The sequence below is a fragment of the Streptomyces sp. NPDC057428 genome (assembly GCF_042803195.1).
Taxonomy (GTDB): Bacteria; Actinomycetota; Actinomycetes; order Streptomycetales; family Streptomycetaceae; genus Streptomyces.
The window spans coordinates 50629-68906 of record NZ_JBHVCT010000031.1 but is presented as its reverse complement, the minus strand read 5'-3'; the positions used below and the strand labels follow the sequence as shown (position 1 = coordinate 68906).

At 69.5% G+C, this 18278-nt stretch carries 13 protein-coding genes; 5 read left to right on the top strand and 8 right to left on the bottom strand.

The features are described 5' to 3' along the window. A partial coding sequence (locus ACFU5K_RS15160) for an AAA family ATPase (protein ID WP_384060990.1) occupies positions 1-2145 on the bottom strand: 2145 nt, incomplete at its 3' end. A gap of 505 nt (positions 2146-2650) precedes the next feature. On the opposite strand from ACFU5K_RS15160, the gene ACFU5K_RS15155 reads away from it, so the two are divergent. Beyond that, complete coding sequence (locus tag ACFU5K_RS15155) at positions 2651-3487, top strand: maleylpyruvate isomerase N-terminal domain-containing protein (protein ID WP_384060987.1); 837 nt, start codon at positions 2651-2653, stop codon at positions 3485-3487. A 348-nt stretch (positions 3488-3835) separates the two neighbouring features. On the opposite strand, the gene poxB is transcribed toward ACFU5K_RS15155, so the two are convergent. The 5 genes from poxB to ACFU5K_RS15130 all read right to left on the bottom strand — a co-directional run bounded on the left by poxB (position 3836) and on the right by ACFU5K_RS15130 (position 10248). Then, the gene (poxB, locus tag ACFU5K_RS15150; protein WP_384060986.1) at positions 3836-5569 is read right to left on the bottom strand and encodes a ubiquinone-dependent pyruvate dehydrogenase; all 1734 of its coding nucleotides are present in this window, start codon (positions 5567-5569) and stop codon (positions 3836-3838) included. Between the two features lie 271 nt (positions 5570-5840). Beyond that, positions 5841-6431 (bottom strand): DUF308 domain-containing protein, encoded by a 591-nt coding sequence (locus ACFU5K_RS15145; protein ID WP_384060984.1) that lies wholly within the window; start codon positions 6429-6431, stop codon positions 5841-5843. A gap of 41 nt (positions 6432-6472) precedes the next feature. Next, on the bottom strand, positions 6473-8059 hold the full coding sequence (locus tag ACFU5K_RS15140) for a tannase/feruloyl esterase family alpha/beta hydrolase (protein ID WP_384060981.1): 1587 nt from the start codon (positions 8057-8059) through the stop codon (positions 6473-6475). An 820-nt stretch (positions 8060-8879) separates the two neighbouring features. Continuing rightward, positions 8880-9572, bottom strand: coding sequence for a cytochrome b/b6 domain-containing protein (locus tag ACFU5K_RS15135; RefSeq protein ID WP_384061003.1), 693 nt, complete (start codon positions 9570-9572; stop codon positions 8880-8882). After that, positions 9520-10248 (bottom strand): molybdopterin-dependent oxidoreductase, encoded by a 729-nt coding sequence (locus ACFU5K_RS15130; protein ID WP_384060979.1) that lies wholly within the window; start codon positions 10246-10248, stop codon positions 9520-9522. The genes ACFU5K_RS15135 and ACFU5K_RS15130 overlap by 53 nt, the downstream gene beginning before the upstream one ends. Before the next feature lie 509 nt (positions 10249-10757). On the opposite strand from ACFU5K_RS15130, the gene abc-f reads away from it, so the two are divergent. From abc-f to ACFU5K_RS15110, 4 genes are all read left to right on the top strand, one after another. Further along, positions 10758-12392: a ribosomal protection-like ABC-F family protein gene (gene abc-f / locus ACFU5K_RS15125; protein WP_384061000.1), complete on the top strand. Its 1635-nt coding sequence runs from the start codon at positions 10758-10760 to the stop codon at positions 12390-12392. 78 nt (positions 12393-12470) lie between these two features. Then, complete coding sequence (locus tag ACFU5K_RS15120; RefSeq protein WP_384060976.1) at positions 12471-14171, top strand: ABC-F family ATP-binding cassette domain-containing protein; 1701 nt, start codon at positions 12471-12473, stop codon at positions 14169-14171. Between the two features lie 114 nt (positions 14172-14285). Then, positions 14286-14849, top strand: coding sequence for a CGNR zinc finger domain-containing protein (locus tag ACFU5K_RS15115; protein WP_384060974.1), 564 nt, complete (start codon positions 14286-14288; stop codon positions 14847-14849). Positions 14850-15672: 823 nt separating this feature from the next. Beyond that, the gene (locus ACFU5K_RS15110) at positions 15673-16197 is read left to right on the top strand and encodes a TetR/AcrR family transcriptional regulator (protein WP_384060972.1); all 525 of its coding nucleotides are present in this window, start codon (positions 15673-15675) and stop codon (positions 16195-16197) included. 218 nt (positions 16198-16415) lie between these two features. On the opposite strand, the gene ACFU5K_RS15105 is transcribed toward ACFU5K_RS15110, so the two are convergent. Together ACFU5K_RS15105 and ACFU5K_RS15100 are read right to left on the bottom strand one after the other, a co-directional pair. Then, positions 16416-17324 (bottom strand): TIGR03619 family F420-dependent LLM class oxidoreductase, encoded by a 909-nt coding sequence (locus ACFU5K_RS15105; RefSeq protein ID WP_384060971.1) that lies wholly within the window; start codon positions 17322-17324, stop codon positions 16416-16418. Between the two features lie 222 nt (positions 17325-17546). Then, positions 17547-18176 carry an HAD-IA family hydrolase gene (locus ACFU5K_RS15100; RefSeq protein ID WP_384060969.1) on the bottom strand — a complete coding sequence of 210 codons (630 nt, stop codon included), beginning with the start codon at positions 18174-18176 and terminating at the stop codon, positions 17547-17549. Between the last annotated feature and the right edge of the window lie 102 nt (positions 18177-18278).

Below are 18278 nucleotides of genomic sequence, written 5' to 3'. Positions count from 1 at the left end.
CGCGGCCTGGTGCATGCTGGAGGCGAACGATCCGGGGGGTGTGATGCCGATCGCGTACAGGTAGGCGGCCTCGTAGTCCCCCTCGCTGAGGGCCGCCGCAGTGCCAACCGCGTCGGCGATCTGGGTCAGGAACCCCACGCCGCGCGGGCGCGCCCAGGCGTCGACGGCGGCCTGCAGCTCCCGGGCCCGGTCCAACTGGCCGCGCATCGCCGCCAACATGGCCATGTAGGCACGGCTGTGGTGGGCGAACAGGACGTGGCCGTGGGACGTCGTCAGGTCCAGCACGCGCTGTCCGGTCCGCTCCGCCTCGTCCCACTCCCCGACCGCCATCTGGTCGAGCATGATCAAGTGCAGCATGGTCATGCCGTTGGCCACGGCCCCGGTCTGCACTTCGCGGTCCACGGTCCGCTGCAGGAAGGGACGGTAGTTGCTGAGTGTGTCGACGTGGTAGGCGGCGACGGCCAGGCGCGTGACGTCCCACGGCTCCATGGCCGGAAGCTCGGCGAAGGCGTCCTCCACCCGCCGGTGCAGTCCGGCCCCGCGGCGTACGACGTCACTCCACGCGTCCCGGTAGATCAGTGAACGCGGCGCGGTCAGGTCGCCCATCGAACCGAGCAGCGCGTGCGTCCGCTCCCACACTGCGTGGTCGCTCGCGTACTGAGCGATGGCGAGCAGGAGGTTCACCAGTCGCCCGAGGACATCCGGCGCCTCCTCGAACCCCTCGTCGCGCAGACTCTCGATGGCCGCCAGGATCTGGCGCGGCGAGGAGCGCACGTCGCCGTCCTCGTACAGCGCCACGTAGGCCGAGGTGAGCACCGAGGCCGGTGACTCGCTGCGGCTCGGAACGACATCGGAGTGGACGAGTTGCTGAGCCTGCTCCAGCAGGGCCGCGTGCCCGGCCACGAATGCAGCGTCGCCCAGCCGTCTGGAGCGCTTCTCGTGGCTCTCGCTCAGTTCCGCGGCCCGGGTCAGCCAGCCCACGGCCGCCATCGCGCCCCCGCGCCGGGTCGCCGAGTCCGCCGCCTTCTCCAGCGCGACGGCGACCTGCTCGTCGGGGTCGACCGTCGAGGCGGCCAGATGTGTGGCGTGCCGCTCCACGTCCCCATGGTGCACCTCGGCCAGGACGGCGTGCGCCGTGCGCCGCTGATTCGGGGTCGCCATCTGGACGACGGTGGCCCGTATCAGGGGGTGCCGGAAGACGAGGTCACCGCTGACCGGATCGATGTCCAGGAGCCCGGCCGCCACCGCCTCGTCGGCGTCTCGCATGCGGTAGCGAAGGCCACCCGTGGCCGCAGCCCCCGAGCCGACGCCGTCCAGGGCGCCTCGCAGCAGTTCCCCGCGCACCACGTCGCCCAGCCGCTCGATACGGGTGCCGTACACCTGCTGGAGCCGGCGGGGCAGCGGGACTCCGTGGCAGCCGAACAGTTCCTCGGCACTGTGCCCGAGGTGGCCGTCGCTCACATAGGGAGCAAGCTCCAGCAGCGCCAGTGGATTTCCCCGGGCCTCCTCCAGGACCATCCGGCGGATCTGCTTGTCCAGCTCCGGGTAGTACAGGTCCAGCATGTTTCCCGCGGCCTCGTCCGGCAGCGCCGTGACCGGCAGTTCCGGCAGTGCGGCCGTGTCGAACCGTGAGGGGACCTCGGAACGCAGGCCGACCACGAGCTTCACGGAACTGCCCGTGAGCCGGCGCCCCACGAACCCGCACACCTCGGCGCTGGCCGGGTCCAGCCACTGACCGTCGTCGAGCACCAGGAGCAGCGGCTTGTTCGATGCCGCGAGGGCCAGCAGGTCGAGGACCGCGATGCCGAGGGCCATGACGGACGGGGGGCGTCCGTCATGGCGCCCGAAGACGGCGTCGAAGGCGGTGCGGTGGCCGACGTCGAGACCGTCGATGTAAGGGAGCAGCGGATAAAGGAACTGGTGCAGGCCGGCGAGCGGCAGATCGGACTCCGCCTCGACTCCGGCGGCCTTGATCACCCGGTAATCGTACTGCGCCAGGTCGATCACGTGGTTGAGCAGAGCACTCTTGCCCACCCCCGTCTCGCCTCTCAGGACGAGCGCCTGTCCCCCGGTGGCCGCCACGAACGCGGCGAGCACTCCCTGCTCCCCGTCCCGGCCGACCATTGTCCTGACGAGCGACTCCACGGTCTCCCACTCCTTTCACCGCCGGCCCGATCTGGCCACACATCTTCACGCCCGTTCCGGGCGGACCGTGCCCGCTCGCGAGGGTTGAGCAAGCCGGATCACGGTTCGGTTCGCTGGATGCGCCGACGGTGTGGATTGCTGAGCCCACACCTCACCGGGCGGCATATACACGTTCGGCCGAGGTACCTTTTCGCTCATTGTGGTCGAAAAGTCTCCATGTGCGGCCAGGCTAAACGGACGCCCGCATCCGGTCAACCTTTCCGCCCGCCGACGGTGCAAGAACCTGAGGGCCCGGAGGTGTCCGGTTCGCCGGGAACGCCACACGGGCGATACAGCCCTCTCCCTCACACCCAAAAATACGTATCCATGACCTTCCGTACACGTATACGAACATGCGTGTACGGGCAACTCGCGCATGTAGCATCTCTGTTGTCAGGTACAAATACGGTTGAACAACAGGTTTCGGGCGCACGTCAGCCCTTCAACGGCCCGGAGGTATCCCAACATGGCGTCCGATGCAGCACCCGACAGGATGCTCGACGAGCTGAGCGGCTACAGCGACGGGCCGTTCGCCGTCGTGGACGCGTTCGTCGCGCAGCGCGCCCGGTTCCTGCGCTACGTGTCCGGTCTCGACGACGCGGCGTGGCGCGCGGCCACCCGGTGCTCGGAGTGGAACGTCCACGACGTGGCACGTCATGTCCGCGACGTCGCCGCGCTGCACGTGTTCCAGCTCGGCGGCCCGTTTCCCGGTTTCCGCCTCACGCGGGAGTTCGACCCGGTTCTGACGCCGGCCGAGTGGCTGAGGACGTCCTCCGGGGAGAGCCCGGAGGAGACGGTGCGGGAGCTGACCCGGCTGGTGCAGCAGGAGGAGCTTCTCCTGCGCACCAAGGCGGCGGCCGGCCCCGACGAGACGATACTGGGCGCGCTGGGACGCACCCTCGACTGGTCGGTGCAGTCCGTCCACACGTTCTGGGACGCGTGGATGCACGAGCGGGACATCACGCTGCCGCGCGGCGAGGTCCCGGAGTACGGGGCCGACGAGATGCGGCTGGCCACGATGTACGGGTTGCTCTGCGCCGCCGCCCCGCCAAGCTGGAACGGCGACTACGTGCACGCCGGCCTGCTGCTGGAGGGCGGCGCCGACGCTTCCTACGTCGTCACGTCCGTCGACGGTGTCATCCGCGTGCTGGCGGCGCCCGTGGACGAGGCGGGCCGGCTGACCGGCGGAGCGGGTCCGACGCTGGACAGCCTCGCGGGCCGGGGCCCGGAGCTGGAGGACGTCCTGCACGGTCCCTCCCCCGCGCTCGAACAGCTCGCCCTCCTGCGCAAGATCGTCACCTAAGGACTGTACCGTGATCCCTGGTGGATCAGCGCGCGGCGTCAGATGCGGTGCATCGCAAGGCGGAGGAGCTCTCGCATACTGGACGTATTAGGGCGTTCCGACAACGCAGCGAGGCGCCGTAGCTGTCGTCGCGCGCCCGCCAGGGATTGCGGGACAGCCCTTGGCTGGAGCCCTTCCTCCGGACCGGGCCGGAGCAGGAGCGGACTCTGGTGCGCCCGGATGCGAGGCGCAGGAGAGAGTCGACGCGGAGCGTTGCCGACTGAACGACGCCGCAGACGGGCGTGCCCGGGCTCGCGAGCCCGGCCTGAGCCGGACGAGAGGCCCTGAGGGCCGCGTGTACCCGCCCGCTCAGCGCAGGATCCGGCGGGCGGCGTTGGTGGTCGCCAGGTCGAGTAGCTCCTCGCCGCGGCCGGAGAGGATCGTCCGGATCGCGTAGAGGGTGAACCCCTTGGCCTGCTCCACCGTGATCGCCGGCGGCACCGAAAGCTCCTGACGTGCCGTCATGACCTCGATCACCGCTGGACCGTCATGCGCAAAGGCTTCCGTCAGCGCGTCCTCCAGCTCACCGGGCCGCTCCACGCGGCGGGACCACAGTCCGACGGCGGCGGCGACGTCGGCGAGCCGGGGGTTGTCCAGTTCCGTTGCGAAGTTGACGACACCCGCCGCCTTCATCTCCAGCTCGACGAAGTTCAGCGAGCCGTTGTTGAAGAGGACGATCTTGGCGGGCAGCCCGTTCTGCCGGAGGGTGAACAGCTCGCCGAGGAGCATGGTGAGACCCCCGTCGCCCGCGAAGGCCACCACCTGACGTCCCGGGTACGCGGCCTGGGCGCCCACCGCGTGCGGCAGAGCGCAGGCCATCGTGCCGTGGTTGAACGAACCGAGCAGGCGCCGCCGTCCGTTGAACGCCAGGTAGCGGGCCGCCCACACCACGGGGGAGCCGACGTCGGTGGTGAAGACCGCATCGTCCTCCGCAAGGCGGTTGACGGTGCTCGCCACGAACTGCGGGTGGATGGGGGTGCGCTCGTGGTCGTTGACCGCGAGACCGTCCAGCGCCTTGCGGGTGCGGGCGTAGTGCGCGAGTGCCCGGTCGAGGTGGGCGCGGCCGGTCTTCACCTTCAGCAGCGGCAGCAGCGCGGGCAGCGTGTCCCGCACACTGCCGGTCAACGGCAGGTCGACACGGGTCCGCCGGCCGATCTGTTCACCGCGGATGTCCAGCTGGAGGATCTTCGCGTCCCGCGGGTAGAACTGGCGGTAGGGGAAGTCCGTGCCGAGCATGAGCAGCGTGTCGGCCTCCCCGATCGCCTTGTAGCCGGAGGCGTAGCCGAGCAGACCGGTCATGCCGACGTCGTACGGGTTGTCGTACTCGACGTACTCCTTGCCGCGCAGGGCGTGCACGACGGGTGCCTTGAGGGTTTCGGCCAGCCGGACCAGGTCGTCGTGGGCACCCGCCGCGCCCGCGCCCGCCAGGATGGTCACCCGCTTGCCGGCGTCCAGCAGGTCGGCGGCCTCACGCAACGCGACGTCGTCGGGCCGGGCGAGGGTCCGGGTCGGGCGGACGACGGTGGGGGGCAGCACACGCTCGGCCCTGGCGAGGAAGACTTCACCAGGCACCACCACGACGGCGACCCCCTTGCGTTCGACGGCCGCCCGCATGGCCAGTTCGAGGATGCGGGGCGCTGACCCGGCGGTGTCCGCAACCTCCGCGTAGACGCTGCACCCGCGGAACAGCTCCTGGGGGCGCGTCTCCTGGAAGTAGCCGGAGCCGACCTCCGCTCCCGGAATCTGCGCGGCGATGGCGAGGACGGGGACGCGGCTGCGCTGGGCGTCGAACAGTCCGTTGATCAGGTGGAGGTTGCCCGGGCCGCAGCTGCCGACACAGACGGCCAGTTCGCCGGTCAGGCCGGCCTCGGCGGCCGCCGCGAGGGCGGCGCTCTCCTCGTGCCGGACGTGCACCCAGTCGACCTCGCCGTCCCTGCGCAGCGCGTCCGTCAGTCCGTTGAGGGAGTCGCCGGGCAGCCCGTAGAGGCGCTGTACGCCGCTGGCCTTGAGCGAGGCGATGATGTGGGCGGCGATCGTGGGCATGCTGAGGCTTCCCTTCGCTGAACGTCGGCGTGTCCGACGAGACACGTGTGCCGGTCCGTCCGGGTGGTCCCGGACTCCACGGCACCGACGAGTCTTCACCGGAGCCCTCGGTCGGTGTATCCGTCGGATGACGGTCCGTCCCTGTGTCGGCTGACGGTCGGCCTGCCCTCGCCGCATCCCGGCTCCGCGGCGAGCACGCGAGGTTCTGAAGGAAACGCGCCCCGACCCGCGTCCTCGGGGGGCGCGGGTCGAGACGGGTCATGCGGGTCGGTCAGACGGTACGACTCCGCTGCTGACGGGCCTTCCAGCCGAGCAGGATCGCCTGGACGATGAAGAACACGCCGCCGCCCGTGGCGTAGGTCGACAGGACGTCGAGCGAAGGATCGTCACCCGCGGCCTGGATGTTGTAGAAGATGCCGACGAGGAAGGACAGCCCACCCGCGATCAGCACCGGCCACTGCTTGCCCAGTTCGGGTCCGCGCCGCCGCAGGCCGACCGCGACCTGGGCCGCTCCGGAGATGACGGCCCAGACGCCGAACACGCTGAGCACCGTAGCGAACGAACCGGCCCCGGCGACGCCGACCGCTATCGCGGCGAGCGTGCTGAGTACTCCGTTGAACGCCGTGACCCGGCGCTCGGAACCGTCCGGGAGGGCCCGGTAGTCGATCAGCGAGGACACCGCGTCGATCAGCGGGTAGACGACCAGCAGGGTGATCGCCGCGGCATCCAGGCTGTCATGGGCTCCGGCGAAGACCACGGCCCAGATCACGGCCAGGATGCCACGGCTCAGGTACAGCCGCATCAGGGAGGAGCGGCCGCCGTTCGCCGTGGGCGCCGCGGTCGTCAGGGTGTTCGTGGTCATCAGGAGCCGACTTTCGATTTGGTGGGTTGGGTTGCGACCGCTCAGTGCCGGTGCGGCGAGACGCAGCGGAAGCTGTCGGCGTCGGCGATGTCACCGTGGCCGTTGTAGCGGGACACCATGGGGTAGCGGCACAGGTCGCGGTCGAGCTGCTGGCCGGAGGCGTTGGTGAGGGTGGCGGGGAGAGTCTGAGGAGCCTTGCCCTGCTCGACCCACTTGGTCAGAGCCGTCAGGTCGTCGCCCTGGCCCGCGAGTCCGCAGTGGACCGTGCCCGGGGCGAGGAAGAGACGGTAGAAGTCGTCGACCCGGTGCGTCCCGCCGAGCCTGTGCTCGACGCGCTCGCGGTAGTCCACGGTGCCCGCGGTGGGGATGTACTGGTCGGACTGACCGTGGTAGGTGAGGAGCTTGCCACCGGACTTGCGGAAGGCCGACAGGTCCGGGTCGTCGGTGCCGATGACGTGGTCGTACTCGGCCTGGGACTTCTTGAACAGCTTGGTGAACTGGCTGTACGTCAGCTTCGTGGTGTCGAGGCCGGGCTGCTTGGCCACCCACTTCGCGGTCCAGTCAGCCGGGACGACGAACGACGAGGGGCCGGCGATGCCCTGGAAGTCGGCGCCGATCGGCAGGCCGTACCAGAGCTTCTTGCCCGACGCGGTGCGCGGGCCGTCCCAGATCTTGCGGACCACGTCCGCGTCGGCTGCCGTGATGGTCTCCGTCTTGCCCTCGCACTCGACCTTCGTGCCGATCAGACGGCGCGGGTCGAAGTCACAGCGCGAGGTGTCGGCGATCAGGCCGTCCTTGGCGCCGTCGAGCGTGTCACAGGCCTTGAGAGCGGCCTGGTTGAAGGCCTTGAACTCGCAGTCGGTGGGACGGGTCTTCTCCTCGTTCATCACCACCTGCGGCCACAGCGTCGCGGGCACGTACTCATCCCAGTTGATGGCGGGCGCGTTGGCGAGGATGCCGTCGTAGTCGTCGGGGTGGCGCTGGGCCTCCATGTAGCCCTGGCGTCCGCCGGTCGAGCAGCCGTTGAAGTAGGAGTAGGAAGGGGCCTTGCCGTAGATCGCGTCGGTGACCGCCTTGCCGACGATCGCCGTTTCGTGCTGTGAGCGCTCGGCGAAGTTCTTCAGGAGCGCGGTGTTGACCTCGCCCTTGCTGTTCAGCGCCCAGGAGCTGTCGATGGCGTCGCCGACACCGGCGTCGGTGGTCGCGGCGGCGTAGCCCTGCTTGACCGCGTTGGCCAGACCGGGGTTGTTGTCCCCGGCGGCCCAGGCGGCGCCGCCGAGGGCCTGGAAGCGTCCGCTCCAGCTCGCCTTTTCGGGCAGCCAGGTCCGCACCTTGGCGTGGTCGCCCTGCCCCGGGTGGGTGAGGGTGACCGTCACCTCGCAGTAGGACGGGACATTGTCGACGCTGCCGCCGAGGACCCCGGTCCCCTTCACGGTCCCGCCGGGCTGGCGGACGGCCGTCACTGACTCCACCTTGGTGCCGGCGGGGGCCGTCACGGGGACGGACGAGCACGTGAGGGGCGCGGAGGCGGAGGCGGAGCTCCCGGTGTCCGCCGATGCGGTCGGCAGATACACCGCCGCCGCAGCCAGCGGCACACCGGCCGCGAGGACGGTCAGAAGTCGTTTCATGACTTTCCTATCCGAGAAGCATGTGTCTGCCGTGAGACACATGTGTTGGGGACCGAGACAAGACTGGCGGGCTCGGCCGGCCGGTCCGTCGCCGGTGAATGTTTTTGACGATGCGCCGCTATCACCGAACCGCTCGCCGCCCGCTGGGGGCGAGTAGAGATAAACACGAATGCAATCACCGGTCAAGCAGGTGACTTACAGTCCTGGATGATTGTGGGCATATGTGTCTTGATGAAACGTCTCGACCGCGGGAACGACTGGATCGCACACCTGACGTGCGCCCTTCCACGGAGCCGGGACCAACACCGATAACTCTGCCCTCACCGCGGAATCGGCACATCAGTCAGTTGACGGTAAGTGCTGGCGAGCAGGTACTGCATACACTCACACCCGCCGCGAGGCGTCCTGCCGGACAAGTCGCCCGGAGGTACCGGGTCCTGCGGGTGGCGGCGCGGGCCCCGGCGTCCGGAATATCCGCTTCCGGCCACAGGTCTTCCCGCGGCAGCTGGGGAAGGTGTTCGACGTGTGCGCGGGTTCGTTCACGAGGAACAGACCGCGCCGGTGTTCAGCCGGGGAACCGCCCTCCGACGACAGGGAGTACGCGGTGGCTACCGGAGGATCGCTCGCAGAGCGGTGGCGCCGCGAGTTCCTCGTCCAGGATGCCGGCGGAACGCTGGCCGCCCCCTCCGGCCGGTCCGCCGGCGCCCACGGAAATGGCCCCTGCCGCGAGGAGGAGCCGGTCAGAGGTTCCCGCGCTCGGCACCCTGGGACACCGGGTGTCCAGGCGCCTCCCGAAATCCGGTCCCCCTGAGCCGGCGGGTCACTGCTTGTCTGCGTCAGGAGTTTCGCCCTTCGCGGCGTCGTGCCGCAGCCAGTGAGCGTGGTACCGCGCCGCCCACGACCGGCTGACGTAGCCGGTGCGCATGCCCAGCCTCGCCTCGGGGTCCTCGTACGCCTTTCGCATGTGCCCGATCAGGACGATGGTGATGGCCCAGGCGAGGCAGTCGTGAACGAAGATCGCGCTGGTGCGGGAGACAGCGGGCAGCAGCCCCATGAACCACATGAGCAGACCGGTGGCCATCATCACCAGCACGGCACCGGCTATCCAGCCCGCGTAGAGCTTCTGACCGGCGTTGAACTTTCCCGCCGGACGCGCCTGCGGGCTCATCAGACGTATGCGGGCGGACCGCAGCCACTGCTTGTCGTAGACCGCGAAACGGTTCAGTCTGCGCAGATCCGCACGGAACTCGGGGGAAAGGAGTCCCAGCAGAAAGGGCAGCGGCAACAGGATGCCCGACCACTCGTGGACCGTGACCATCAGGCGGCGCCGGCCGACGAGCTGGGCGAGCGGCCCGAGGTAGAGGCAGGCCGCGGTGGCCAGGCACAGCAGCATCAGCCACCCGGTGGCGCGGTGGACCATGCGTTCGGCGGTACTGAACCGACGGACCTTGCCGCCCCGCTCAGGCGGCTGCACCGTGCCTGTCCTCCCCGTCGAGCCAGCCGTCGACCGGATAGCCACGCTCCTCCCAGTACCCGGGTACCACCCGGGGGGTGACGGAGATGCCGGACAGCCACTTGGCCGACTTGTAGAAGTACATCGGCGCGACGTAGAGGCGGACCGGTCCACCGTGTTCGTGGGTGATCGGCTTGTCCTGCATCTTCAGCGCCACCATCACGTCCGAGCGGCGTGCCTGCTCCAGCGTGAGGCTCTCGCTGTAGGCGCCGTCGAAACAGGTGAACCGGATCGCCGCTCCCTTGGAGCGCACCCCGGCGTCATCCAGGAGGTCCGCGAGCTTCACGCCTTCGAAAGGCGTCTTGTCCACCCGCCAGCCGTCGGTGCACAGGACGTCGCGGACGACCCGGGTCTGGGGCAGAGCGCGCAGGTCGGACAGCGTGTATGTCTTCGGCCGGTCGACCAGGCCGTCGAGCGTCAGCTCGTAGTCGGTCTCGTTCTTGCGTGGCACCGAGGCGACGACGCTGTAGTAGCGGAACCCGCCGGGGTTGGGCAGCAGACCGGTGAGGCCGGTCGGGTCGAGCTGCGAGGCGGAGCCGAGAGCGCCCTCCCAGCCGCGCTGCAGATACGGCGCGGCGGCGAGCCCCACGGCACCCGCGCCAAGCATGCCGAGCAGCGCGCGCCGCCCGACCGGCGCGCCGTCCGTCTTCCGCTTCGGCCGTGGTGTCATTGCCATGTTCATACTCCTTCACCGCGCGAAGCGACCACGGCGCCCTCATCCACCGGGAAGGGCCACCGCAATGAGGCCGGAGACACATGCAGCGCGAGTGTCTCCGCGCCTGCCCATACTTCTCCCCAGATCGTCACCAGCTTGGATGGTGACGATGGTGACACGGCCCCCTTCCGACTGTCAAGAAGGTGATGAAGGGGACACATCGCCGATTTCACACACCATTGCATGAGCAGCGCACACGTGTGCGGCGAGCCGCACCGGGGCGAGCCGCACCGGTTGGGCCCGCGCCCGCGAGCCGGGGCCTGCACCTGCTAACCTGGATAAGGCCTGACCGCACACAGGAGGAAGAGCAGACATGGTGGGTGACGACGACATCTCGGGGTGATACCCGACCCGATGGCCGCCGGCCAGCGCCGAGACCGCTGCCGTAGTGGCCTCACTGTCGTCCCCTTTTGCCCATGTCCATCCAGGGCAGCGATCGTATTGCCCTCACGCATCCCGAGGTCACCTCCATGTCCGATGCCTCCATCGTCTGTTCGAACATCTCCTTCGCCTGGCCCGACGACACTCCGGTGTTCCACGACCTGTCCTTCAACGTGAACTCCGGCCGTACGGGCCTCGTCGCCCCCAATGGCTCCGGCAAGAGCACACTGCTCAAGCTGATCGCAGGCGAACTCAAGCCCGCCACCGGGTCGGTGTCCCTGGGCGGCACCCTGGGCTACCTGCCGCAGAGCCTTCCGCTGGCGCGCGACCTTACGGTCGCCGAGGTCCTCGGGATCGCCGCGGTGATCCAGGCCCTGGACGCGGTCGAGTCCGGGGACGTGGACGAGAAGCACTTCGCCACCATCGGCGACGACTGGGACATCGAGGAACGCACCCGCGCCCAGCTCGACCGCCTCGGCCTGACGGACCTCACCCTGGACCGGAGTCTGAACACGCTCAGCGGCGGTCAGGTCGTCTCGCTCGGTCTGGCGGCCCAGTTGCTGAAGCGGCCGGACGTGCTGCTGCTCGACGAGCCCACCAACAACCTCGACCTCGAAGCCCGTCACAAGCTCTACGACGTGCTGGAGGACTTCAACGGCTGTCTGCTGCTCGTCAGTCACGACCGTGCCCTGCTCGACCGCATGGACCGCATCGCCGAGCTCAGCAGTGGCGAACTTCGCCTGTACGGCGGCAACTTCACCGCGTACGAGGAGGCCGTACAGGCCGAGCAGGAAGTCGCCGAGAAGAACGTCCGCAACGCCGAGCAGGATCTCAAGCGGGAGAAGCGCGAGCTGCAGCAGGCCCGTGAGCGCGCCGACCGACGGGCGAGCAACGCCGCCAAGAACCTCAAGAACGCCGGTCTGCCCCGCATCTTCGCCGGCAACATGAAACGCGGCGCGCAGGAGTCCGCGGGCCGGGCGGGCCAGATGCACGCGTCCCGGGTCAGCGAGGCGAAGGCCCGGCTTGACGAGGCGGGGCGTGCGCTGCGCGACGAGCAGCGCATCACCCTGGACCTGCCCGACACCAACGTGCCCGCCGGGCGCAACCTGTTCATCGGCGAGGAGATGCAGGTCCGGCACGGCGACCGGGCCGTCTTCGCCGACCAGGGCGTCGAACTGTCCATCAGGGGTCCCGAGCGCATCGCGCTGACCGGGCCCAACGGGGCCGGCAAGACCACGCTGCTGCGCCTGGTCACCGGTGACCTCGACCTGGGGAGTGGGCAGATCAAGCGGGCGGAGGGGCGCATCGCCTACCTCTCGCAGCGGCTGGACGTGCTGGACGTGGACCTGACCGTCCTGGAGAACTTCACCGCGTTCGCCCCGGAGCGGCCCGAGGCCGAGCGGATGAACCTGCTCGCACGCTTCCTCTTCCGCGGCGCCCGCGCCCATCTCCCCGTCCGGGTGCTGTCCGGCGGTGAGCGGCTGCGCGCCACCCTGGCCTGCATCCTGTGTGCCGAACCGGCCCCGCAGCTGCTCCTCCTCGACGAGCCGACGAACAACCTCGACCTGGTCAGCGCGGGCCAGCTGGAGAGCGCCCTGAACTCCTACCAGGGCGCGTTCGTGGTGGTCAGCCACGACGAACGGTTCCTCACCGAGATCGGTGTGAACCGGTGGTTGCGCCTGGCCGACGGCGCGCTGAAGGAGACGGGGGCCCCCGAGGTGTGAGCCGACGGCGTGTCGACGTGACCCGCGTCCGAGGCATCGCGCCCGGCGGGCCCCTCCCGACCACGTTGGACGGTTTCCATGCCCCAGCCTGCCCTGATCGCCCACGACCTTGTCCGTAACCTGGGTGGCCGACGGGTGCTCGACGGCGTCTCCCTGACCGCCTCCCCCGGTCACCGCATCGGCCTGATCGGGGAGAACGGTGTCGGCAAGTCCACCTTGCTGCGCCTGCTCGCCGGGACGGACGAGCCCGACGCGGGCGGCGTCACGCGCCCGTCCGACCTGGGTTTCCTGCAACAGGAGATGTCGTTCGACGCCACGTCGACCATCGCCGTGGTTCTGGAAGAGGCATTGCGAGAGGCCCGAGAGGTCCTCGCTGACCTCGAACGGCTCACCGAGGAACTAGCCCGCACCGCGGAGGACGACCCCGGATACGCCGAGTTGCTCGACACGTACGGCAAGCGGCTGGAAGAGGCTCAGGACCGGGAGGCCTGGGACGCCGACCGGCACGCGGCCGTCGTACTGGAGGGCCTCGGGCTCGGCGCGTTCGCACACGACCGGACCCTCGGTTCCCTGTCCGGTGGGCAGCGCGGACGCCTCGCACTGGCCGCGCTGCTCGTCCGGCGGCCGTCGGCGCTGCTGCTCGACGAGCCGACCAACCACCTCGACGACGCCGCCACCGCGTTCGTCGAGGAACAGGTGCGAGGTCTTCCCGGTGTCGTGGTGCTTGCCAGCCACGACCGGGCTTTCCTCGACGCCGTCTGCACCGACCTGATCGACCTCGACCCGGCCGTGCACGGACCGGTCCGTTACGGCGGCAACTACAGCGCCTACCTGGCCGGGAAGCGTGCGGAGCGGGAGCGCTGGGAACGGCAGTACGCCGAGGAGCAGGAGGAGCTGGAGTCCCTGCGTCACTCGGCCGGTGTGACGGCGCACGTCCTCGCGCCGGACCGGGGGCGGCGCGACAACGAGAAGATGGGGTACGGCCACCGGGCCGGCCGGGTGCAGAGCCAGATCTCACGACGCGTACGCAACGCGGCCCGCCGGCTGGAGGAGTTGGAGCGCACCCAGGTCGGTGAGCCCCCGCGCCCGCTGCGGTTCGCCGGCGCGGTGCTCTCCGCGGAAGCGGTGTACAGCACCCGAGGCGCACAGGGCGCGGCGGGCTCGCAGGACCGGGATGCCCACCTGGTGTCCCTGCACGGCGTACGGGTGCCGGGTCGGCTCGCCGTGGACGGTGTGGAGGTGTCGCCGGCCGATCGCCTGCTGGTCACAGGGAGGAACGGGGCCGGGAAGTCGACCCTCCTGGCCGTGCTCGCCGGACGGCTCACGGCCGAGGGCGAGATCCGCAGGCGGCCCGGGCTGACGGTGGGGCTGCTCGCCCAGGACACGGTGTTCGACCGCCCGGAACACACGGTGCGGGACGTCTACGAACTGTCGCTGGGTGCCGAGCGCGCGGAAGCGGTCCCGTTGGACTCGCTGGGTCTCATGCATGAGGCGGACCTGCTGAAACCGGTGGGTCATCTCTCCGTCGGCCAGCGCCGTCGGCTGGCGCTGGCCCTCCTGGTGGCACGCCCGCCGCACCTGCTGCTGCTCGACGAGCCCACCAACCACCTGTCCCCGCGCCTGTGCGACGAACTGGAGGAGGCCCTGGGATCCGGTCCCGGCGCGATCGTGGTAGCGAGTCACGACCGCTGGCTGCGTAAGCACTGGCAGGGCCGGGAAATGCGACTGGACCCGGACGGGACGCGGCATTCCGTCACCGGCGCGACGGCCCGCCCCTGACCTGCGCGTACGCGGGCCCCGACAGCGACAGAGAGGACAGCCTCCCCAAGAGGGCACCACCTCGGCCAGTGATGGTTCTTGCGGCCCACCACAATCACCTGTCAAAATGGTGACGTGGACTTTAATCATGTCTTCGTCTGCGGCAACCCCGCCCTCGACTTCGCCGCCACCCTGCGTGCCCGGCGCTCGAAACGCTTCGAGATGTTCGTGACCCCTGACCGGCTGGACGCCTGGTACCTGGAGTCCGGCATCATCGACACGATCCTCCCCGGTGAGGAGGCCGACATTCAGCAGGCCACGATCGTACGAGAGGCCATATACGAGCTGGTCACAGCCCGACGCCTCGGGGAAAAGTTCGACGAGAGGGCGCTCGACGTGCTCAACGACGCCGCACGCAAGGCTCCCGCGACGCCACAGCTCACCCCGTCGGGTCGCCGGACCGAGGCGACACCGGAGCAGGCTCAGTCCACCGTCGCCCGGCACGCCGTCGAGCTCCTCAGCGGGCCGGACATGCCCCTGATGAAGGAGTGCGGCAACCCCGAGTGCACCCGCGTCTACATCGACCTGTCCCGCGGCAAGCGGCGGCAGTGGTGCGACATGGACTCGTGCGGCAACAAGATCAAGGCGGCCGCCTACCGTGCCCGCAAGAGGACCGCGCCCACCCAGGCCACTCACTGAGTTGCGCTCCAGGAAGCCAAGGATCCGGTGCGGCGGCGAGGACCTCGTCGAAGAGGGCGGTCGCCATCGTCGAGGAGACGGATGGCGGACATCGGCAGAACCGCTCTCTGTCTGTGTTCAGGCCGCCGCGTCCCACGAGGACCGGTACACGTTCTCGGGGTCCTCGGCGGCTATGGCGGAGAAGTCCTCGAAATCCATGTTGGCCATCCAAAGGTTCGCGTGGATGTCCTGCCGCCCCGCGGATCGGTGCGGAACTCCCGGCCGAACTCGACCAGGGCCTCCCACTCGGCGTCGTCCTCCAGGTCCTCCCGCACGAAGGTGGTCACCGCGAGTAGCGCCTGACGGGGCGAGGTCATGGTCGTACCGTCCGCCAGAAAGACGCGGCCCCGTGGCCCGCATAGGCTGGAAACATGGGATTCCACAGGGGGGGCGGACCACGACTCAGGTGTCCACATGTATCTATCCACGGCAGCAACCTGCTCTGTTACCGTAGCCCCTCCTCCATTTTCCCTCCTTCACCGGAAGGCAGGCCATGTCGCCGCACCCGCCCGCCGGTCCGCCACACACACGTTCGCTCTCGTCACCGTGGACGACGCCGGTTCGGGCGTGCCTGCCGAGGACTTCATGCTCACCGCCGCCACGTCCACCGGACCCGACGGCGTGTACGCGGAGCTGTCGGCCGAAGGACCGAGTGACGGAACGGCACCGGCACGATCCACGCCGTCTGACCGACGCCGTGGGCGCGGGTGTGACCGTTCCGGCGGCGAGACACCCACTGTCACCGATCGGAGACCGCCCGATGACGCCTCCCACCCGTCGCCCGATGCGATACGACGCGGAGGTGAACCGCGCACGCATCATCGCGGTCGCACGCCATGCCCTCGCTCAGGACCCAAACCTGACGCTCAAGCCCATTGCCGAACTGGCCGGGGTCGGCCCGGGCACGGTGTACCGGCACTTTCCCAGCCGCGAACACCTGCTGCTGACCCTGTACACGGGTGAGGTCGAAGCACTGCTCGACACCGCCTCCCTGCTCGTCCGGCACGAACCCCGGGAGGCACTGCGCCGGTGGCTCGAACAGCTCGCCGCCCACGGGCGGACCGGGAGCGCCGCCTCCCAGGCGGTGCGAGCCGCCCTCCAGTCGCACGGCCCGCACTCCGCGCGGGTCCGCGGGGCCCTGGACGAGCTCCTGGCCGCGTGCAGGAAGGCGGAGCAGTTGCGTACCGACGTCACGTCCGGCGAGGTTCTCGTGCTCATGTCGTACGTCTGGAACACCTGCGGCGAGCCCGTCGGCGACCGTGTCCTGAACATCGTCATGGACGGTCTGTGCAGGGACCCCCGCCTGTGAGAAGGGCGGACCGACCCAGCGGTATCACTTTTTACGGATCACCGATCGAACGAGCGATATGGTGATATGTGAACCGAGCCGTCGAAGGACCCTCGCCGGTCCTCCGTCATCCCGCAGACGGACGGGCGCACCGCAGGACTTCACGCTCCCCGGCGGGCCATCGTTTCACGGGCGGTGCGCGTCACCGGGCGCCGCCGTTTTGGTCCGTCGGCGCGCCGTCAGCCCGCGCGGACGCCGGTGAGGAAGCGGCCGGCCAGGTCGACGGCCTCGCCGACCGTGACGGACTGCTGTCCGAAGTCCACGAACAGCTCGTGCACACCGGCTTCGGCGGCGGCCCGCGCATAGTCGATGTACTGGTCCAGAGTGCCCCGACGCGGTACGTCCTCGGCGTCGGCCACGGTGTCGGCCAGCTCGACATTGACGCGCAGCGCGATACGAAGTGCGGAGGGGTCGCGCTTGGCCGCCTCTGCCTCCCTGACGACGGTGGACCACATGTCCATGAGATACGGCAGCGGCATGGCCACGGGCAGCCAGCCGTCGAGCCGCCGTCCGATACGACGTAGTCCCCGTGGCCCGAACGCCGCCAGCAGCACGGGGGGCCCGGGCCGCTGGTGCGGCTTGAGCCCCACCTTGGTCTCCGGGACGGTGAACAAGGGCCCCCGGTGGGCATAGACGTCATCGGCCCCCCAGTAACCCTCCAGGATGTCGAGCGTCTCCTCCAGTCGCGCGCCCCTGCCCTCCCAGGGCACGCCGACCCCGGCGTACTCCTCGGGCATCCAGCCGAAGCCGAGACCGACGTCGAGACGTCCCCTGGAGAGGAGGTCGAGGGTGGTCAGCGACCTGGCGAGCATGAGCGGCGGCTGCCACAGGCCGTTGAGCGTGCTGGTTCCCAGGCGGACCCTGCTGGTGTGCGCCGCTGCGAACGACAGCGCCGCCAGAGGGTCCAAGTGGTTCTCGTAGACCCGCGGCATCACGCCGTCGCCGCTCGGGTAGGGCACGCTCGGGGTGACCGGGGCCAGTACGCGGTCCCCGCTCCAGAGGGAGTCGTATCCCATCTCCTCGGCGGTGCGGCTGACCTTGCTTATGCCTTCCGGGCCCGCGTCCGGACCGAAGGTCGGAAGGGCCATACCTAGTCGCATGTGTGTACTTCCTGTGCGGGACGGCTCATGAGCCCGCGCATGCCGTGAGCTCACCCACCGGATCGATGGTCCCCACAACTATAGGTATCTCCGGGTCACCCCGGCCGGTGACCCCGTACCCGGGCGACGGCCCCTGCCGACACGTGCCACGGCGAGCGTCAGCAGGCCTCCGCGCCGATCGCCGCGCGACTCGAGTACTGCCGACGCCGCTCAGTTCCCGGCGGACAGGGGCACACCCAGCAACGCCTCCAGCTCGCCGATCGTCTTCGCCGGTTCCTCCGCGTGGACGACGGCGAATCCCAGCTCCGCCGCGGCCGGCAGGTGGTGTGCGGTGTCGTCGACGAACACGCACTCCTGCGCGGACAGGCCGAGTTTCTTGAGCACCAGCCGGAAGATCTCCGGGTCGGGCTTGCGCATTCCGACCTCTTCGGAGAGGACGACGGCGTCGTAGTGCCGGTCCACCTCGTGCCCCTCGTAGAGGTTCCACGGGTGCGGACCGACCGAGTTGGAGAGGATGCCGACCCTGACACCGGCCCGTCGGGCCGCCGCCGCAGCGGTGATCATGGACGCCTCGGGGCGCAGGTCCGCGAAGATGCGGCCCATGAGGTTGTCGGACGGGATGCCGAGGCTGTGACCTGCCACCGTGTTCCACTCCGTCTGGGTGAGTTCGCCACGCTCCAGCTCCTGGGTGAGCCGGATGCCCTCGGGGTCCAGATAGAGACCGGTGAGCAGGGTCCCCGTGGCGAGTCCCTCGCGTTGTTCGAAAGCGAGTGCGGCGGTGACCAGTGGGGTGGTGAGGACGCCCCCGAAGTCGAGGACGAGGCCCTTGCGGTGAGTCATGTTCCACACCTTAAGTCCGACTCCGCCCCCGGCGGCCCCACGGGTGGGTGTGACTCGTCAACGTAGCGACAGGTGTCTCGTTCGCACATACGTTTCGCACGT

What these genes read in the sequence shown, in the direction of transcription:
- ACFU5K_RS15155 (WP_384060987.1), top strand. Translation starts at nt 2,651, where the DNA reads ATGGCGTCCGATGCAGCACCCGACAGGATGCTCGACGAGCTGAGCGGC.
- poxB (WP_384060986.1), bottom strand. Translation starts at nt 5,569, where the DNA reads ATGCCCACGATCGCCGCCCACATCATCGCCTCGCTCAAGGCCAGCGGC.
- ACFU5K_RS15145 (WP_384060984.1), bottom strand. Translation starts at nt 6,431, where the DNA reads ATGACCACGAACACCCTGACGACCGCGGCGCCCACGGCGAACGGCGGC.
- ACFU5K_RS15140 (WP_384060981.1), bottom strand. Translation starts at nt 8,059, where the DNA reads ATGAAACGACTTCTGACCGTCCTCGCGGCCGGTGTGCCGCTGGCTGCG.
- ACFU5K_RS15130 (WP_384060979.1), bottom strand. Translation starts at nt 10,248, where the DNA reads ATGGCAATGACACCACGGCCGAAGCGGAAGACGGACGGCGCGCCGGTC.
- abc-f (WP_384061000.1), top strand. Translation starts at nt 10,758, where the DNA reads ATGTCCGATGCCTCCATCGTCTGTTCGAACATCTCCTTCGCCTGGCCC.
- ACFU5K_RS15120 (WP_384060976.1), top strand. Translation starts at nt 12,471, where the DNA reads ATGCCCCAGCCTGCCCTGATCGCCCACGACCTTGTCCGTAACCTGGGT.
- ACFU5K_RS15110 (WP_384060972.1), top strand. Translation starts at nt 15,673, where the DNA reads ATGCGATACGACGCGGAGGTGAACCGCGCACGCATCATCGCGGTCGCA.
- ACFU5K_RS15105 (WP_384060971.1), bottom strand. Translation starts at nt 17,324, where the DNA reads ATGGCCCTTCCGACCTTCGGTCCGGACGCGGGCCCGGAAGGCATAAGC.
- ACFU5K_RS15100 (WP_384060969.1), bottom strand. Translation starts at nt 18,176, where the DNA reads ATGACTCACCGCAAGGGCCTCGTCCTCGACTTCGGGGGCGTCCTCACC.